This window comes from Streptomyces sp. NPDC001156 (assembly GCF_053598275.1).
Genome location: NZ_JBSFJX010000001.1, coordinates 237,036 through 251,045 on the forward strand (window position 1 = coordinate 237,036; position 14,010 = coordinate 251,045).

The 14,010-nt window shown below is 69.7% G+C and carries 16 protein-coding genes and 2 pseudogenes; 12 read left to right on the forward strand and 6 right to left on the reverse strand.

The annotated features are described in order from the left end of the window. The first annotated feature begins 346 nt into the window (after positions 1-346). The 6 genes from ACWDA7_RS01045 (at position 347) to ACWDA7_RS01070 (ending at position 4,138) form a co-directional block, all read left to right on the forward strand. Positions 347-544: a hypothetical protein gene (locus ACWDA7_RS01045; RefSeq protein ID WP_450602158.1), complete on the forward strand. Its 198-nt coding sequence runs from the start codon at positions 347-349 to the stop codon at positions 542-544. Continuing rightward, positions 537-1,229 carry a hypothetical protein gene (locus tag ACWDA7_RS01050; protein ID WP_450602097.1) on the forward strand — a complete coding sequence of 231 codons (693 nt, stop codon included), beginning with the start codon at positions 537-539 and terminating at the stop codon, positions 1,227-1,229. Before ACWDA7_RS01045 ends, ACWDA7_RS01050 begins: the two co-directional genes overlap by 8 nt. An 81-nt stretch (positions 1,230-1,310) precedes the next feature. Continuing rightward, entirely contained in the window at positions 1,311-1,499 is a 189-nt protein-coding gene (locus ACWDA7_RS01055; protein WP_450602098.1) for a hypothetical protein, read from the forward strand. Between the two features lie 268 nt (positions 1,500-1,767). After that, positions 1,768-2,052, forward strand: a complete 285-nt coding sequence (locus ACWDA7_RS01060) for a hypothetical protein (RefSeq protein ID WP_450602100.1) — start codon at positions 1,768-1,770, stop codon at positions 2,050-2,052. Between the two features lie 461 nt (positions 2,053-2,513). Then, positions 2,514-3,191 (forward strand): hypothetical protein, encoded by a 678-nt coding sequence (locus tag ACWDA7_RS01065; RefSeq protein WP_450602101.1) that lies wholly within the window; start codon positions 2,514-2,516, stop codon positions 3,189-3,191. Between the two features lie 704 nt (positions 3,192-3,895). Then, positions 3,896-4,138: a GntR family transcriptional regulator gene (locus tag ACWDA7_RS01070; protein WP_450602102.1), complete on the forward strand. Its 243-nt coding sequence runs from the start codon at positions 3,896-3,898 to the stop codon at positions 4,136-4,138. A gap of 37 nt (positions 4,139-4,175) precedes the next feature. Here the strand turns inward: ACWDA7_RS01070 and ACWDA7_RS01075 are convergent, their stop codons facing one another. Next, positions 4,176-4,364 (reverse strand): hypothetical protein, encoded by a 189-nt coding sequence (locus ACWDA7_RS01075; protein WP_450602103.1) that lies wholly within the window; start codon positions 4,362-4,364, stop codon positions 4,176-4,178. A 443-nt stretch (positions 4,365-4,807) separates the two neighbouring features. On the opposite strand from ACWDA7_RS01075, the pseudogene ACWDA7_RS01080 reads away from it, so the two are divergent. From ACWDA7_RS01080 to ACWDA7_RS01095, 4 genes and pseudogenes are all read left to right on the forward strand, one after another. Beyond that, positions 4,808-5,812: pseudogene (locus tag ACWDA7_RS01080) on the forward strand (alkaline phosphatase D family protein); the annotation flags it as partial. 142 nt (positions 5,813-5,954) lie between these two features. Continuing rightward, positions 5,955-7,901 carry an FAD/NAD(P)-binding protein gene (locus ACWDA7_RS01085; protein WP_450602159.1) on the forward strand — a complete coding sequence of 649 codons (1,947 nt, stop codon included), beginning with the start codon at positions 5,955-5,957 and terminating at the stop codon, positions 7,899-7,901. Between the two features lie 11 nt (positions 7,902-7,912). Further along, positions 7,913-8,226: pseudogene (locus ACWDA7_RS01090) on the forward strand (DoxX family protein); the annotation flags it as partial. A gap of 211 nt (positions 8,227-8,437) precedes the next feature. Next, a complete protein-coding gene (locus ACWDA7_RS01095) occupies positions 8,438-9,034 on the forward strand; it encodes a DedA family protein (RefSeq protein WP_450602105.1) in 597 nt (198 codons plus the stop codon). On the opposite strand, the gene ACWDA7_RS01100 is transcribed toward ACWDA7_RS01095, so the two are convergent. Beyond that, a complete protein-coding gene (locus ACWDA7_RS01100; RefSeq protein ID WP_450602106.1) occupies positions 9,006-9,254 on the reverse strand; it encodes a DUF2277 domain-containing protein in 249 nt (82 codons plus the stop codon). The genes ACWDA7_RS01095 and ACWDA7_RS01100 overlap by 29 nt on opposite strands. Before the next feature lie 90 nt (positions 9,255-9,344). Here ACWDA7_RS01100 and ACWDA7_RS01105 point away from each other — a divergent pair, with 90 nt between their 5' ends. After that, positions 9,345-10,115 carry an MBL fold metallo-hydrolase gene (locus ACWDA7_RS01105; RefSeq protein WP_450602107.1) on the forward strand — a complete coding sequence of 257 codons (771 nt, stop codon included), beginning with the start codon at positions 9,345-9,347 and terminating at the stop codon, positions 10,113-10,115. A gap of 103 nt (positions 10,116-10,218) precedes the next feature. On the opposite strand, the gene ACWDA7_RS01110 is transcribed toward ACWDA7_RS01105, so the two are convergent. The 3 genes from ACWDA7_RS01110 to ACWDA7_RS01120 are packed head-to-tail and all read right to left on the reverse strand — an operon-like array spanning position 10,219 to position 12,674. After that, positions 10,219-10,806: a hydrolase gene (locus ACWDA7_RS01110; protein ID WP_450602108.1), complete on the reverse strand. Its 588-nt coding sequence runs from the start codon at positions 10,804-10,806 to the stop codon at positions 10,219-10,221. A 3-nt stretch (positions 10,807-10,809) separates the two neighbouring features. After that, the gene (locus tag ACWDA7_RS01115) at positions 10,810-12,228 is read right to left on the reverse strand and encodes an MFS transporter (RefSeq protein ID WP_450602109.1); all 1,419 of its coding nucleotides are present in this window, start codon (positions 12,226-12,228) and stop codon (positions 10,810-10,812) included. Then, a complete protein-coding gene (locus tag ACWDA7_RS01120) occupies positions 12,225-12,674 on the reverse strand; it encodes a MarR family winged helix-turn-helix transcriptional regulator (RefSeq protein ID WP_450602111.1) in 450 nt (149 codons plus the stop codon). Before ACWDA7_RS01120 ends, ACWDA7_RS01115 begins: the two co-directional genes overlap by 4 nt. 171 nt (positions 12,675-12,845) lie before the next feature. On the opposite strand from ACWDA7_RS01120, the gene ACWDA7_RS01125 reads away from it, so the two are divergent. Continuing rightward, positions 12,846-13,202 (forward strand): hypothetical protein, encoded by a 357-nt coding sequence (locus ACWDA7_RS01125; RefSeq protein ID WP_450602112.1) that lies wholly within the window; start codon positions 12,846-12,848, stop codon positions 13,200-13,202. 253 nt (positions 13,203-13,455) lie between these two features. On the opposite strand, the gene ACWDA7_RS01130 is transcribed toward ACWDA7_RS01125, so the two are convergent. After that, positions 13,456-13,929 carry a hypothetical protein gene (locus ACWDA7_RS01130; RefSeq protein ID WP_450602113.1) on the reverse strand — a complete coding sequence of 158 codons (474 nt, stop codon included), beginning with the start codon at positions 13,927-13,929 and terminating at the stop codon, positions 13,456-13,458. Positions 13,930-14,010: the final 81 nt, after the last annotated feature.

The following is a 14,010-nucleotide window of genomic DNA, read 5'->3' on the forward strand; positions in this document are numbered from 1 at the left end:
CCTTGCCTAGGAAGACACCATGACGCCCACACCCGCTGACATTGCGCGGTCCGGACTCATCCGCCCACGCAACACTGCAACCCAGGCCCGTATGGCTGTCGAGCGGCTGGTAACCGCACTGGCCGATTCCATCACCGACGATGACGGGCCCATTGAGCTGGAAACTGTCGCCCAGTGCGCTGAGTTGATCCGCCAGGCTGCTGCGCTGACTGAGGCTCAGGCCCAGCACATACGCGCCCTGAACGCGCGGCACGTTGTCCGGAGTGCGTAAACGCCCGTGCTGTTCGCGCTGTCCATCGCTGACATGAACGTCTGTACGGCCGATACAGAGGCCGTTGGGCCGTTTATGTGCCCGAGGTGCCTGACCCAGGTATTCCGGCGCCGTACGAGCCACCAGCGCCCACACTGGGGGCATTACGCCGGGACCGAATGCACTATGCGCCGTGACGCTATCTCGGGCCACGGCCACACCAAGCGCACTGCCGCTGAACTTGAAACCTTTGCGCCGACTGGCGCCCACCTGAAAGCTGGAGAAGATGACTGACATTGCGAACACGTTCTCCCCGTTCGGCATGCCAAAGGCTGTTGCTGCTGCTGAGACGGAGCGCGATAAGGCTTATGACGCGCTGGGCGACGCTGAGCTGAAGTACGCCGACGTGGCCGATGACCATTGGCAGGAGCGTGCCCACCAGCGCGATGCCCAGGACGCCAAGGCTGCCACTCTCGCTGGCAAGCCTCTGTCGACCGGGCCCAGCCATTACGAGCAGGCTGCAAAGCTGCGAGGCGAGGCTGTAGGCGTTCTGGAGGCGCTGCGCCAGCGTGCGAACCAGGCCAATGGCGCCGTAACCCTTGCTTGGCAGCAGGCTGCGCCCGGCATGGCTGACGACATTCGCGCCGCCTATGTTGCTGCTGAGCGCGCACGCGCTGAGGCTGAGCAGGCCATGCGGAATGCCACTGTCGTTATGCGCAGTGCTGCTGTCGCGCTGGTCGGTACCCAGTACGCGCAGGGCGCTGGCCCGCTGCCTCGTCTGGACGGTAACCCGACGTCGAACACGACGTTTTCCGAGTTCTGCCGCCAGTTCGTTTCTTCGTATGGGCTGACCATCGACACGGCTGCACCGGAGTACCGGCCCATCAATGTCGATGGCCTGGTGCGTCTAGTCGATGCGGATCTTGCGGACACCCTTGAGCGCGCTGGCGCTGCCCAGGCTGTTCCGCTGAAGCGCTGAGAACATACCAAAACTGGTAGGTGGGTCGGGGCATTACACCCTGGCCCGCCTGCCTGGCCCAACTGAAAGGGGCGTAAGTCCATGTACGTCAAGATCAATGCCGGATTCCAGGTCACCTACCAGGGCGCCGTATTCAGCGGCGGGCAGATACTCCGCAATGTGCCGACCGATGTTGCGCAGGGCTGGATAGACCAGGGAATTGCCACTGCCTACACTCCGCCGCGCACGGAAGAGAACACCTTTGAGCGCATGCTTTGGCGGCTCATGTGACCGACCACCACCACCTACCAAGACTGGTAGGTGACCCGGGCTGCCTGGCTGGCTGCCCACCTGGCCTGCGCCCCTCGCCCATCACGTTGAACAACATTCGCGAGTTCTGATTTTCTGTCAGAAATCACAGCGAGTGACATTGGGGGTGGGGGGGATTCCCTGGGCTCTAGGGGACCCGGAGCGCGGGGGAGGGCGCCGACTGGTGCGCCCCTTTCAGAACCTGGTTCTACACAACCAATTGGACATACAGCTACACGGAGAGTGGCCCATGACCGTAACCGCCGACTACTGGGACGACTTCCCTGAATGGTGCTCGCGCTGCCAGCAGGAAAAGCCAGCCAGCGAGTTCGCCTTTGAAGCGCGCCGAGGCTTGCAGCCCTGGTGCCGCAAGTGCAAAACCGAGTACACGCGTGAGCTGCGCCGACAGCGACGAGAGGGCCAAGAGGGCCACGATTTCCCGCCGATTGGCTCTGGCATCGGCCAGGCCGAATGGCAGGAGCTTTCTGAGCCTGAGCGCCAGCGAGTCCGCGAGGTGTACGGAATAGCTGACTGACGGACCGTCAGGTAATCTTGAAAAACAGAGACCTACTCGGCCTAGCTGCCCTGCTCGCTGCCTTGGTTGTAACCGCCAGCGCTGAATACGCCCTAGCACGTGCCTGCGGATACGGCGCAATCGTCGCGGGATGCATTCCGGCCGCACTCGACATCTACGCGCTGCGTGCATTCAGCGTGAAGCGCGACGTACCCGCAGTTGTCTGCGCACTCATCCTGACGAACGCGCTGGCGCACCTGGTGAGTTCGCACCTGGCGCCTGTATCCGTTCCGCTGGTTGTGGCACTCAGCGCGATAGCGCCCCTGGTGCTGTGGCGCGTAAAGGCACTGCACGCCCCTGTGGGCGCCCCTGAGCCTGCGCCGGTACCCCGAGCTACGCGCCCCGTAAAGGCGCCTACAGCCGTTCCGTCTCCTGCATCTGCCAAGCGCCCTGCGACGCAGCCTGCGGCTAGGCTGCCGCCCATGACAGCGCTTGAGCCACCGCAGGCGATCACCAGCTGCTGGCTGTCCTGGCTGGCGGTTCGCACCCAGGACCGCGCGGAATTGGTCGACCAGGTCGGGCTCGCGCAGGTCACCGAGACGTCCTGGTCCACCGGCACGGATCTGATCGACCGTATCGCCCACGATCCCTCCGAGCGCTTCTCGCGTGTGTTGGTCACCCCCTCGCTCAACGGCTGGGTGCTGGTCATCGGCCCGTGGTGCGGACTGCCGTACCTGAACCGCACGGCCGATGTCACCCGCCTCTGCCTGGAACTGAGCACGCACCACGGTCAGGCACAGGCCTACTTCTACGGCGAGCGACGCGACGGAGATGCCTGGCTGATCGCCGAGCACGGTGCAGTCATCAGACGCTGGATCAGCGAGTACCCCGAGCTCGCACTGGGCGAGCCCGTTCGACCAGAACGCAACAGCCTTGACGCGATCGACATCGCGGGACGCCCCGAAGACCTGGATCCGGAGGAAGCTGTGGACCTCCTTGCAGACTGGGAGTGCCCCGCCCCGACCATCGCTCAGGAACTCAGCCTCGACCCCACGAATCTCACGGCGGCCTCCGGACCCGTCAGCACTCTCCTCATCGCCACGCCGCCCGAGACACAGCTCACCGACCCGTTTGCCCACAGCAGCAGCCCACGCGGATGACCATCCGACATCACAAGTTCAAGTTCAGTAGCCGAGCTGCTGACCCTCGCACGAGAGATGGCTCTGTCCCCGAACCTGGTCATGCGCACTGCGCTGGCCCTGCTCGCCGACGACATGCGCGCTGCGCGCTGTGAGCCTCGCTGAGCACCAAACAGAACGCCCCCGGTACCTGTCTCGGTACTGGGGGCGTTAGCTGTTTCTGGGGCCGGTTACTGCCTCATGTCTCGCATCGCAGCGCCAATGTCTCGCCCGCTGTCGCGATAGGTGGGCAAGTCTGCGGCCGGATTGTCAGCGACGCTGCGAGCAGCAATGGGCAGTACCTCGCCGAGTGACTCGACCACGCGTGCAAGGACGAAAGCTGCCTCTTCTCCGCTGAGTGGCTCGTCTGCCTCGCACATGGCGGATGCCAGGCTGTGCCACACCGTGGCCGTTTCCAGCGCGAACATGTCCGCTGCTTTGTCCAGCGCCCCGCCTGGTCGCGTTACTGCGTACGCCTGCTTGCCCGTCGCTGCGTCGTACCCCAGGGGCCGTAGTCTCTCCATGCCGACTCCAATCCAGTCGGTAGGCCCCGCTTCGCTGTTCTGCCCAGTCCAGCGGAGCGGGGCCGTTTCTGTGTGCGCTGCCCACGCTACTCGCATCGTCGAATGCTCGACGGGTCGAATGGTCGGATGCGTGATGGCTCGAAAGGTCGCACGCTGGGTCGCATGATCGACCGCACGCAGCCTGTCTATCCGCAGATCCTCGGTATCCTGCGCGCCCGCATCCGTGCTGGCACGTATCCGCCTGGCTCTGGCATGCCGTCAGTGCTGCGCGTGGCGTCGGAATTCGATGTTGCTGCGTCGACTGTTCAGCGGGCGATGGCTGCCCTGCGCGCTGAGGGATTGATCATCACGTGGTCCGGCCGTGGCAGCCATGTGACCGACCCGTTGCCACCCGAGCAGCAATAGGGGCCGGTCCCCATCGCTGGGAATCCGGCCCCTGGTGTCATCGGCTGAGTGCCTCTGGGTGGCCCATCAGCGCCTGTTGCAAGGCTTCGAGTCGGCGAACCTTCTGCGCTGTGAGGACTGAGTCATCACCCTTGCGCTGTAGTTCGTAGTAACGATCGAGTCTCTTTGTGATCCGCCTGTACTCGATGCGCAGCTCATCGTGTGCGCCGACATAGGGATGGTTCACGCTCGCCCCCGTACGTCGCTGTCGGTCCACTGCTCGCTGCGCCGCAACAGCACTGTGATGATCACGCCATCGTCACTGAGGACTGCCACCAGGCCGTTGCGCCCGACTACGCGCCAGCGCCCCTCATGACGCTCGGTCCCTGCACTGTGGCGGAACACGTCAGCCAGGTCGGTCACGGGAAGGTCACGGCGCACCATGACGTCTGCTGCGTGCCTGCTGAGGCGCCGTACCTGCGGGGCGCTTATCGGTCACCCCGGATCGCTCGCCAGATCAGCGCCAGCACCAGGTAGCCAGCGACCCCGAGCAGCTCGCTTCCAAGGACGTTCAGAACAGCGCTCACCAGGACACCCCCAGCGCGTTGCGGCAGTAGCCATCGTGGTTCGCGCTGCGGATGCAGGCGTGGTGCGCTGCGCTGAAGCCAGGCCGCATGGCTGCGCATCGGGGACATCATCGACGACTGGAACACCAGCGCGTCCTGGCTCGCCGGTGTGCGCGCGACCGCGTGGTGGCGCGAGCGGCTGCTGAGCGGCCTGATGTCGTACTGGGTCCACCAGCACCTCGGCAATCTCTCCCCGGCGGAGCTGGCCGCCGACCCGCTCTACGCGGCCGTGCGCGAGACCCCGGACGGCACGGACGTCCTGCGTGCGTACGCCGCCCAGGCCGACACCCACCCCGGCACCGTCCGCTGGAGCTACCACCGGGACTTCGGCCGCGTGAGGGTGGTGATGGTGGACACCCGGGCGGCCCGCGTCCTCGACGAGGACGGCCGGGCGATGCTGGACCCCGCCGAGGCGCAGTGGCTGCGCGAGCAGACGCTCGGCGCCCGGAACGGCTGCGACCATCTGCTGATCGGCACCTCCCTGCCCTGGCTGCTCCCCCATCTCATACACGACGCCGAGGCCTGGAGTGCCGCCCTGTGCCGGGGCCGGCGCGGGCCCCGCTGGGCCCGCTTCGGCGAACGCCTGCGCCAAGGCGCGGACCTGGAGCACTGGGCGGCGTTCCCGGAGTCGTTCCAGGCACTGGCCGATCTCATCGCCGAGGCGGCCGCGGGGCCGGGGGCGCCGGCCAGTGTGTCCGTGCGGTCCGGCGATGTGCACCACGCGTACATCGCCGAGCCCATGTGGCCGGACGCCGGGCCCGACGCCCGTGTGCTCCAGCTGACCTGCTCCCCGGTCCACAACTCCGTCCCGTGGTCCATAAGACTCGGCTTCCGCTTCGGCTGGAGCGGCCTCGGGCGCTTCCTCGGCCGCCGCCTGGCCCGCCACGGACGGGGCCCGCGACCCCGTCTCGACTGGCGCCGCAGAGGCGGCCCGTGGTTCGGCAACCACCTCATGACGCTGACGCTGCACGGCCGTTCCGCGTCACTGCGGGTCGACCGGGCACGCCCGGACGGGACCGGAAAGGCACGGCTCACGACCGTGGAGGAGTCCTCCTTGACCACCTCATGAGGGACATCCGGGGCGTGTGGGACGCGCGTTGGCTTCCGCGGCCCGCGACGGCATGATGATGCGGACTGCCGGGTTCCAACGGCACGTCTGTCACCCTGCGCCCCCACACGCCCGGGAGTCACCCGTTTTGTCTGCCGCGACCATGAAATCCGTGTCCGTCTCCGTCGCCGTCGTCGGCGCGGGACCACGCGGCACCAGCGTCCTGGAACGCCTCTGCGCCTCCGCCCCGGAACTCCTCCCATCCGGCGCGCGACTGACCGTGCACGTCGTGGACCCGGCGCCGCCGGGGCCTGGCCGCGTCTGGCGCACCGCGCAGTCCCCCGAGTTGCTGATGAACACGGTGGCCTCACAGGTGACGCTGTTCACGGACGAGAGCGTCGAGTGCGCGGGGCCGATCCGGCCCGGACCGAGCCTGTACGAGTGGGCTCACGGCGACAGACCGGCTCCCGCAGGTGAGTTGGAGTCTCAAGGCCCCGAACACAGGGCCGCCACAAGCCCGTTGGGACCCGACGACTACCCCACCCGCGCCCAGTACGGCCGGTACCTGGAGTGGGTGTTCGCCCGTGCGGTGGACGGCGCCCCGGCCGCGGTCCGGGTCCAGGTGCACAACGCCCGCGCGATACGCCTGGAGGACGCGTCCGACGGCCGCCAGACCCTCACCCTTGCCACCGGACGCACCCTGACCGGACTGTCCGCCGTGGTCCTCGCCCAGGGCCATCTGCCCGCCGCAGCGGACCCCGACCGGCTCCGGCTCGCCGCGCATGCGGCCCGTCACGGGCTGCGCCACATCCCGCCCGCCAACCCGGCGGACGTCGACCTCTCCCCGCTCGCACCCGGGGAAACGGTCCTGCTCCGTGGCCTGGGCCTCAACTTCTTCGACCACATGGCCCTGCTCACGACGGGCCGCGGCGGCCGGTTCGTCCGCACCGCCGAAGGGCTGCGCTACCGGCCCTCGGGGCAGGAGCCGCGGCTGTACGCCGGATCCCGCCGCGGTGTGCCATACCAGGCGCGCGGCGACAACGCCAAGGGCCCCTACGGCCGCCATGTCCCCCTGCTGCTGACGGACGAGGTCATAGCCCGCTTCCGTAAGCGCGCCGACTCGGGCGAGGCGCCGGACTTCAGGGAAGAGCTGTGGCCGCTCGTGGCCAAGGAGGTGGAAACGGTCTACTACGAGGCGCTGTTGGCCCGCCGGGGCGCCGAACGACCCGGCTTCCGGGACCGTTTTCTCGCCGCCCGCCGCCGCGCACCCGAGGAGAGCGCGCTCCTGGACGAGTTCGGCATACCGGATACGGACCGCTGGTGCTGGAAACGCGTCTCCCGCCCGTATACGGGACGGGCCTTCACCTCGCCCTCCGCATGGCGCGATTGGCTTCTTGCCCATCTGCGCGAGGACGCCGCGCAAGCCGCGCTCGGCAATGTGGAGGGTCCGCTCAAGGCAGCCCTGGACGTGCTGCGCGACCTGCGCAACGAGCTGCGGCTGATCGTCGACCACGGCGGTCTGTCCGGCGCCTCCCGCCGGGATCACCTGGACCGCTGGTACACCCCGCTCAACGCCTTCCTGTCCATCGGCCCGCCCAGGCGGCGCATCGAGGAGATGACCGCGCTGATCGGGGCGGGCGTGCTGGAGGTGGTGGGCCCGTGTCTGGAGGTGCGGGCCGAGCCCGGTGCCTGGGTCGCCCACTCGCCGGACGTCCCGGGCTCGACCGTACGCGTCCGCACACTCATCGAGGCGCGGCTGCCGGAACCGGATCTACGGCGCACCGCCGACGAACTCCTCGGCGGCCTGTTCCGAACGGGTGGATGCCGTCCGCACACGGTGGACGGCTACGAAACCGGAGGCGTGGACGTCACACCGCGACCCTACCGTCTGATTGACCGTCAGGGCATCGCCCATCCACGGCGGTTCGCGTTCGGTGTGCCCACCGAGGGCGTGCACTGGGTGACCGCGGCGGGCGCCCGCCCCGGGGTGGATTCGGTCACGTTGTCCGACTCCGACGCGGTGGCGCGGGCCGTTCTGCGCACCGCGGCGGCGGAAACGGAACCGCCGGCACGGTCGGCCACCTGCCCGAAGGTTGAACTGCCGGCATAGATCAGGCATGCACCGTACCGGCCGGCACCTGGCCGTTCTGGTACACCGCCGTGATTCAGCTCGTCACCGGCGCACTGGTGCTGCTCGGCCTCGGCACGCGGGTGCCGCGTCCATGGCGTCCGGCTCGATGGCGTTCGCGTACTTCGACGTGCACCAGTCGGGCGCCCTGTGGCCGATCCAGAACGGCGGCGAGATGTCGGCGATCTTCTGCTGGTCCTTCCTGCTGCTGGTCTTCACCGGCTCCCGCGCGTTCGGCCTGGACCGCCTCCTCGCCTTCCGGTCCGTCACCGCGGCAGGCCCTGCCTCGGACCCCGTCACGGCCTGATCCACCCCGGCGCACGGACGGCGCGCCCGGCGGCGGAGTCGGGCCCCGCCGTGCGTCCTGTGACCGGCCCCCACACAGACTCCTCACCAGCCCCCGGTGCATCTGCCGCCCCAACCGCGGCGTACTCTGTTCGGCTGTCGAAGGCCGCTCCTGCCGCTCCCCCGAAAGATCGCGGCTCGCAGTTGCCTCTGCGGAGTCGGACGGGGAGTTCGTGTTGGAGAGTGTGGGGTCGCTGGCCGACAGCCCCTGGATATACCCCGCGGTGGCCCTGTCGGTGCTGCTGGACGTCTTCCTGCCGGTGCTGCCGAGCGGCGTACTGGTGATCGCGGCGGCGACCGCGGCGGCCGGAACGGCCGTGGGACACGCTCCGGACATCCTCGCGCTCATCCTGTGCGCGGCGACCGCCTCGGTCCTGGGCGACCTGTTTGCGTACCGGCTTGCCTGGCGCGGGGGTGCCCGGCTGGACCGCGCGATCGCCCGCTCGCGCCGGCTGACCAGCGCGCAGGAACATCTCGGTACGGCCCTCGCCCGCGGCGGCGGCGCCCTGGTGATCCTCGCCCGGTTCGCGCCCGCGGGCCGCTCGGTCGTCTCCCTGGGTGCGGGCGCCGCCCACCGCCGGGCTCGCGACTTCCTGCCCTGGTCGGCAGTGGCGGGCGTCACCTGGGCCGCCTACAGCGTGGCCCTCGGCTACTTCGGCGGGCAGTGGCTGGGCGCGAGCTGGCTGGCGACGGGCGTCTCGGTGGTGGCCCTGTTCGCGGCGGGCGCCGGCGCGGCCTGTCTCATACGCCGTCCGGCACCGCGGAAGTAGCGTCACGGGACCGTCCCCGTACCTCGAGCCCGGCGAGCAGTTCCGCGGTGGCCGCGGCGACGGCGTCGACCGCGTGGTCAAAGACCTCACGGTTGTGGGCGGCCGGGGCGCGGAAACCGGAGACCTTGCGCACGAACTGGAGCGCGGCGGCGCGGATCTCCTCCTCCGTGGCGTCCTCGGGGATGACGGGCGGTCGGAGCGTCTTGATACTGCGGCACATGGGTCCAGTGTCGCGCCCTCGCACCGCCCGCACCCTGCCTCGCGCGAAACCGGTGGGAATACCCCTGTTCGCCACTGGATTGTGCAGGGCATGACCACTGCCGACATCCTCTACGTGGGCGGCCCCACCGCCGTCATCGAGCTGGGCGGCGCACGTCTGCTCACCGACCCCACCTTCGACCCGCCGGGCGAGTACCCCATCGGCTCGCGCAGCCTCGTGAAGACGGCAGGCCCGGCGCTCCCGGAGACGGAGATCGCCCCGGTCGACGCCGTCCTCCTCTCCCACGACCAGCACCCGGACAACCTCGACACGGCCGGACGCCGCTACCTCGCCGAGGTCCCGCTGACCCTCTCCACGGCGTCAGCGTACGACCGCATCGGCGCCCCGGTACGGGCCCTGCCGGCCTGGCAGCACGCGGACCTTCCCCGCCCGAACGGCGGAGTGCTGCGGGTCACGGCCGTACCCGCGCTGCACGGCCCCGAGGGCTGTGAGCCGGTGGTCGGCGAGGTCACCGGATTCGTGCTGTCCGGCGAGGGCCTGCCCACCGTGTACGTCAGCGGGGACAACGCCTCACTCGGCGTGGTGCGTGCGATCGCCGACCGGCTCGGCCCGTTCGACGTGGCCGTCCTGTTCGCCGGTGCCGCCCGCACCCCGCTGGTCCCGGACGCCCCGCTGACGCTGACCAGTGAGGACGCCGCCGAGGCGGCCCGGATCCTCGGCGCCCGTCACGTGGTCCCTCTGCACTTCGAGCACTGGGCCCACTTCACACAGGGCGGCGCCGAGCTCACCAAGGCGTTCTCGGAGGCGGGCCTGGCCGACCGGCTGCACCTTCCGGAGCCGGGGTCCCTGATACGCCTGTAGCGGCCCCGGTCGTTCCGGGGCCGCCAGGTGTGCGCCAGGCGGAAGGCGCCGCCCGGCACGCCGGAGGCCGGCTCGGACCAACGGGTCCTGACCGGCCCCGGGATCAGACCAGGTGGGTCTTGGCCAGCAGCTCCAGGACCTCGGCGGTCGTGCCCGTCTCGCCGAGGCGCGGGAAGATCCGCTCGACGCTGCCCTGGTGCGACTCGGCATCGCGGTCGGCCATCGCGTCGGTGGCGAGGGTGACGTGGTAGCCGTGCTCGTACGCGGCCCGGGCGGTCGACTCGACGCCGATGCTGGTGGCGATACCGGTCAGCACGATCTGGGTGACCCCGCGGCGGCGCAGCTGGACGTCGAGGTCGGTGCCGTGGAAGGCACCCCAGTTGTGCTTGGTGACGTGGATGTCGCCCGGGTGGCCGGACAGTTCGTCGACGATGACGTCCCAGCCCTCCGGGAAGGCGCCGGCGCCGGGCACGCGCTCCGTGCGGCCGGGTACGACGTCCGCACCGTCGGCGGCGAAGGATACCCGGACCAGCACGACGGGGAGGTTCCGGGCCCTGAAGGCGTCGGCGAGCTCGACACTGCGGGCCACCACGTCGGGCCCGCTGTGCGGCTGGACGGGCGTCCCGACGATGCCGTTCTGCAGGTCGATCACGACCAGCGCGGTGCGCGGGTCGAGGGTGGTGAGAGCCATGGATCAGGCCTTTCCTGACGTGGGTGTGCGCGAAGGGGAGATGGGGGTGGACAGGGAACGGTCCGGCAGCGTGACCAGCACCAGCAGGACGGATCCCGCTGCCATGAACAGGGCCAGGTGGTGCAGCCCCGTCGAGTCGGCGCCGTGGGCGAAGAAGGCCGCGTTCGCGGCGGACGCGCCCAGTGCGCCGAGGTACATGAAGGTGCGCAGCAGTCCGGCGGCGGAGGCGATGCGCTCGGGGGCGGACTGCCGGTAGAGGGCGTTCTGGGTGGCGAGTCCGATCAGGCCTTGCGGGACACCCATGACGACGCCGACGGCGAGCAGCAGCCACACCGGGCTGCCGGAGTTCAGCATGAGCAACCCGGCGCAGCCCACGACCTGGACCACTCCACCGACGAGCAGCTTGCCGCGCACCGCCTCACGGCGCCCGGTGATACCGGAGACGGCCAGGGCGCTCGCCGACAGCGGCAGCAGCACCAGACCGGCGGCGGACGGGCCCAGCCCTCGCCCCTCCTCCAGCCACTGGGTGAACCCGTACAGGAACGCGTACGCGGTGGTGTAGCCGAGGAACTGGCGTAGATACGTGGCGAGCAGCGGGACATTGCCGCCGAGCACCCGCAGGTCGATGAACGGCCCGGGCGTCCGCAACTCCCGCAGGGCGAAGCCCGTTGCGGCCACGACGGCGAGCAGTGGCATCCACCAGTGCGTGAGGTGCGGGCTCATCAGGAAGAACATGAGGGACAGGAGCATGGTGGCGAAGAGCACCATGCCCGGCAGGTCGACGGCGCGCCGGTCCTGGACGACCTTCGACCGGGGCAGCCACAGCGTCCCGAGGACCAGACAGGCCGCGGACAGTGGCACGTTGACCGTGAAGATCGCACGCCAGCCGCCCACGCCGATCAAGAATCCGCCGAGCGCCGGTCCGACGACGGCGACGGTCTGGTTGGCGACGGAGAGCGCGGTCAGCACCAGGGCCGGGCTGTCCCGCCCGGTGCGCTCGGCCTCGTTCCGGGTCAGCTGCATGGACGCCGGATACGTGGCCGAGGTGCCGAGGCCGAGCAGCACGCGCGCGGCGATCAGCAGACCGAGGGACGGCGCGAGCGCACCCATCAGGCCGGCGGCGCCCACCAGGGCCGTACCGGTCAGATAGAGGCGGCGCGGCCCGTACATGTCGACCAGCCGCCCGATGACGGGCTGCCCCACGGCGGTGGCGAGGTAGAGCGCCGACACGAGCCAGGCGGTCTCGGCGGGCGGCGCCCTGAAGGCGATGCCGATCGGGACGAGCGCCACGGCGATCATCGCGGAGTTGATCGGGTTGAGGACCGACCCGAGGATCATCGGGGCGATGAGCCGGCGGTCGAAGCGGTCGGCCGGGGCGGCGCGCCGGGTCGGGGCCGGCGCGCCGGCCGGTTGCGGTATCACTGGCGGGTCAGCCGTTCCATCAGCGCGAGGGCTGCCAGCACGGTCTGGCGCTCCTCCTCCGTGTAGCGGTCCTGCAGCGCACGGGTGAGCCATTCCTCGCGGGCCTGCTGGTCGCCTTCGACGCGCTCGCGTCCGGCCTCGGTGAGGGTGACCAGCTGGCGGCGGCCGTCGTCGGGATCGGGACTGCGCCTGATCAGTCCGAGCTGTTCGAGGGCGGCGAGCGTGGCGGCCATCGACTGCGGACGCACACCCTCGGCGGACGCCAGGGTGCTGGCGGTGGCGGCGCCGCCCTTGCTGATCAGGGTGAGCGCGGACACCTGCGAGGGCGTGAGCTCCTCGTCCCCGGCGACCTCTCTGATACGGCGCCGCAGCCGGCTGAACACGACGCGCAGGTCACGAGCCGCCCGAGCGGCGGACTCGGAGACGCCTTCGGGCTTCTGGTCCATGCCCGACACGCTAATTCCTTCAGGTAAAACTGTCCAGTTTCACCTGTCCAATTCGACCCTGGCAGGCGGACCTGGGCAACTCGCCCTGAAGATCTCCGAGCCGGTCAACCGTTCGAGTGAACCGGAAGAAGCGGCTCGCATCGCAAAATCGAACAGGCGTAGCATTGCGGCGTGGCTGCGACCTATGACTTTCCGAGTGACCTCCTCGCTGGTCAGGAGGAGCTGCATCAGGTCCGGGCCGAGCTTCTGGCCCTGCTGAAGCGGCTTCCCTGGTCGGTGGAGCCGCTCGACGCATTCAGCGACGACACCGGCTGGCGCAAGGTGGAGCGCCCCGCCTCCCCGGGCTGGACCGAGGACGAACAGGCCGAGGTGGAGAAGCTCCGGCAGCGCGAGCGCGAACTGGCGGTCTTCGTCTCCTGCCACCGCTTCTGGGCGGAGGTGGCGGTGGAGAGCGCGGTGGACACACGGATGCGCCTGAAGCACGCGCACGAGGCGCCGCCCGGTGAGTCGTCACGAGGCAAGTACTGACAAGGAGTTGACGGAACGAAGGAAGACCGAAGCCCCCGGCCGCCTGCGGCCGGGGGCTTCGGTCTGGACGGATACGGAGGTGCGGGCGGGCGGTGTCGTGGACGGACACGGACGAACGCTCGACAGGTCCGGCCACCGGCTGCGTGGGGTGATCCAGGAGCTCGACAAGGTGCACAGGGCGGCGCGATCGGACCTGACGATCAGCCGCGCCCGGCCATGAGCCGCCGGTCGGCGAATCCGTGGCGGGACCGGTTCAACCGGGCTCCACTGCGCCGCGCCGCTGCGATGCGAAGGCTGCGGTGCCGGCGCACACGACGCCGGCCAGCGCGAAGCCCACCACGCCCGGGTTGACGTAGCCCGGAACGGCTTCGGCGGCGTAGCTTCCGCCGTCCTTCGTCACGCAGACGAACCGAGGGGGCACGTAGTCCACGGTGTAGTCGACGACATGCAGCGCTCGCTCCCACTGGCCCGGTGTCCGGCAGGGCCGCAGCGGCGCCGAATCGGTGCCGCCGTCCTCCGCGTCCAAGACGGCGCCGCCGACACCGAGCAGGCCCCACGCGTACAAGGCGGCCGCGCCGGCGCCCAGGAGCGCGGCGAGACTCCGCAGCCACACCTGGCGGTCGGCGTGCCGGAGGCCGACCCTGCCCAGGGTGCCGAAGCCGTACCCGGCGAAGGCGAAGGGAACGACCAGCCCGGCCGGGATGAGCAACAGGAGCAGATACGCCATCGGGTGAGCCAACCAACCCGAGAACACGTCGACCGTGACGGAGCCCACAGTTCCGGCAACAGGAGCGTCACAGCTCGTGGA

Excerpts from the sequence above, each read along its gene's own strand:
- ACWDA7_RS01065 (WP_450602101.1), top strand. The coding sequence starts at position 2,514 with ATGACAGCGCTTGAGCCACCGCAGGCGATCACCAGCTGCTGGCTGTCC.
- ACWDA7_RS01130 (WP_450602113.1), bottom strand. The coding sequence starts at position 13,929 with ATGGCGTATCTGCTCCTGTTGCTCATCCCGGCCGGGCTGGTCGTTCCC.
- ACWDA7_RS01050 (WP_450602097.1), top strand. The coding sequence starts at position 537 with ATGACTGACATTGCGAACACGTTCTCCCCGTTCGGCATGCCAAAGGCT.
- ACWDA7_RS01085 (WP_450602159.1), top strand. The coding sequence starts at position 5,955 with ATGAAATCCGTGTCCGTCTCCGTCGCCGTCGTCGGCGCGGGACCACGC.
- ACWDA7_RS01070 (WP_450602102.1), top strand. The coding sequence starts at position 3,896 with ATGATCGACCGCACGCAGCCTGTCTATCCGCAGATCCTCGGTATCCTG.
- ACWDA7_RS01045 (WP_450602158.1), top strand. The coding sequence starts at position 347 with ATGTGCCCGAGGTGCCTGACCCAGGTATTCCGGCGCCGTACGAGCCAC.
- ACWDA7_RS01120 (WP_450602111.1), bottom strand. The coding sequence starts at position 12,674 with ATGGACCAGAAGCCCGAAGGCGTCTCCGAGTCCGCCGCTCGGGCGGCT.
- ACWDA7_RS01055 (WP_450602098.1), top strand. The coding sequence starts at position 1,311 with ATGTACGTCAAGATCAATGCCGGATTCCAGGTCACCTACCAGGGCGCC.
- ACWDA7_RS01105 (WP_450602107.1), top strand. The coding sequence starts at position 9,345 with ATGACCACTGCCGACATCCTCTACGTGGGCGGCCCCACCGCCGTCATC.
- ACWDA7_RS01100 (WP_450602106.1), bottom strand. The coding sequence starts at position 9,254 with ATGTGCCGCAGTATCAAGACGCTCCGACCGCCCGTCATCCCCGAGGAC.
- ACWDA7_RS01110 (WP_450602108.1), bottom strand. The coding sequence starts at position 10,806 with ATGGCTCTCACCACCCTCGACCCGCGCACCGCGCTGGTCGTGATCGAC.
- ACWDA7_RS01060 (WP_450602100.1), top strand. The coding sequence starts at position 1,768 with ATGACCGTAACCGCCGACTACTGGGACGACTTCCCTGAATGGTGCTCG.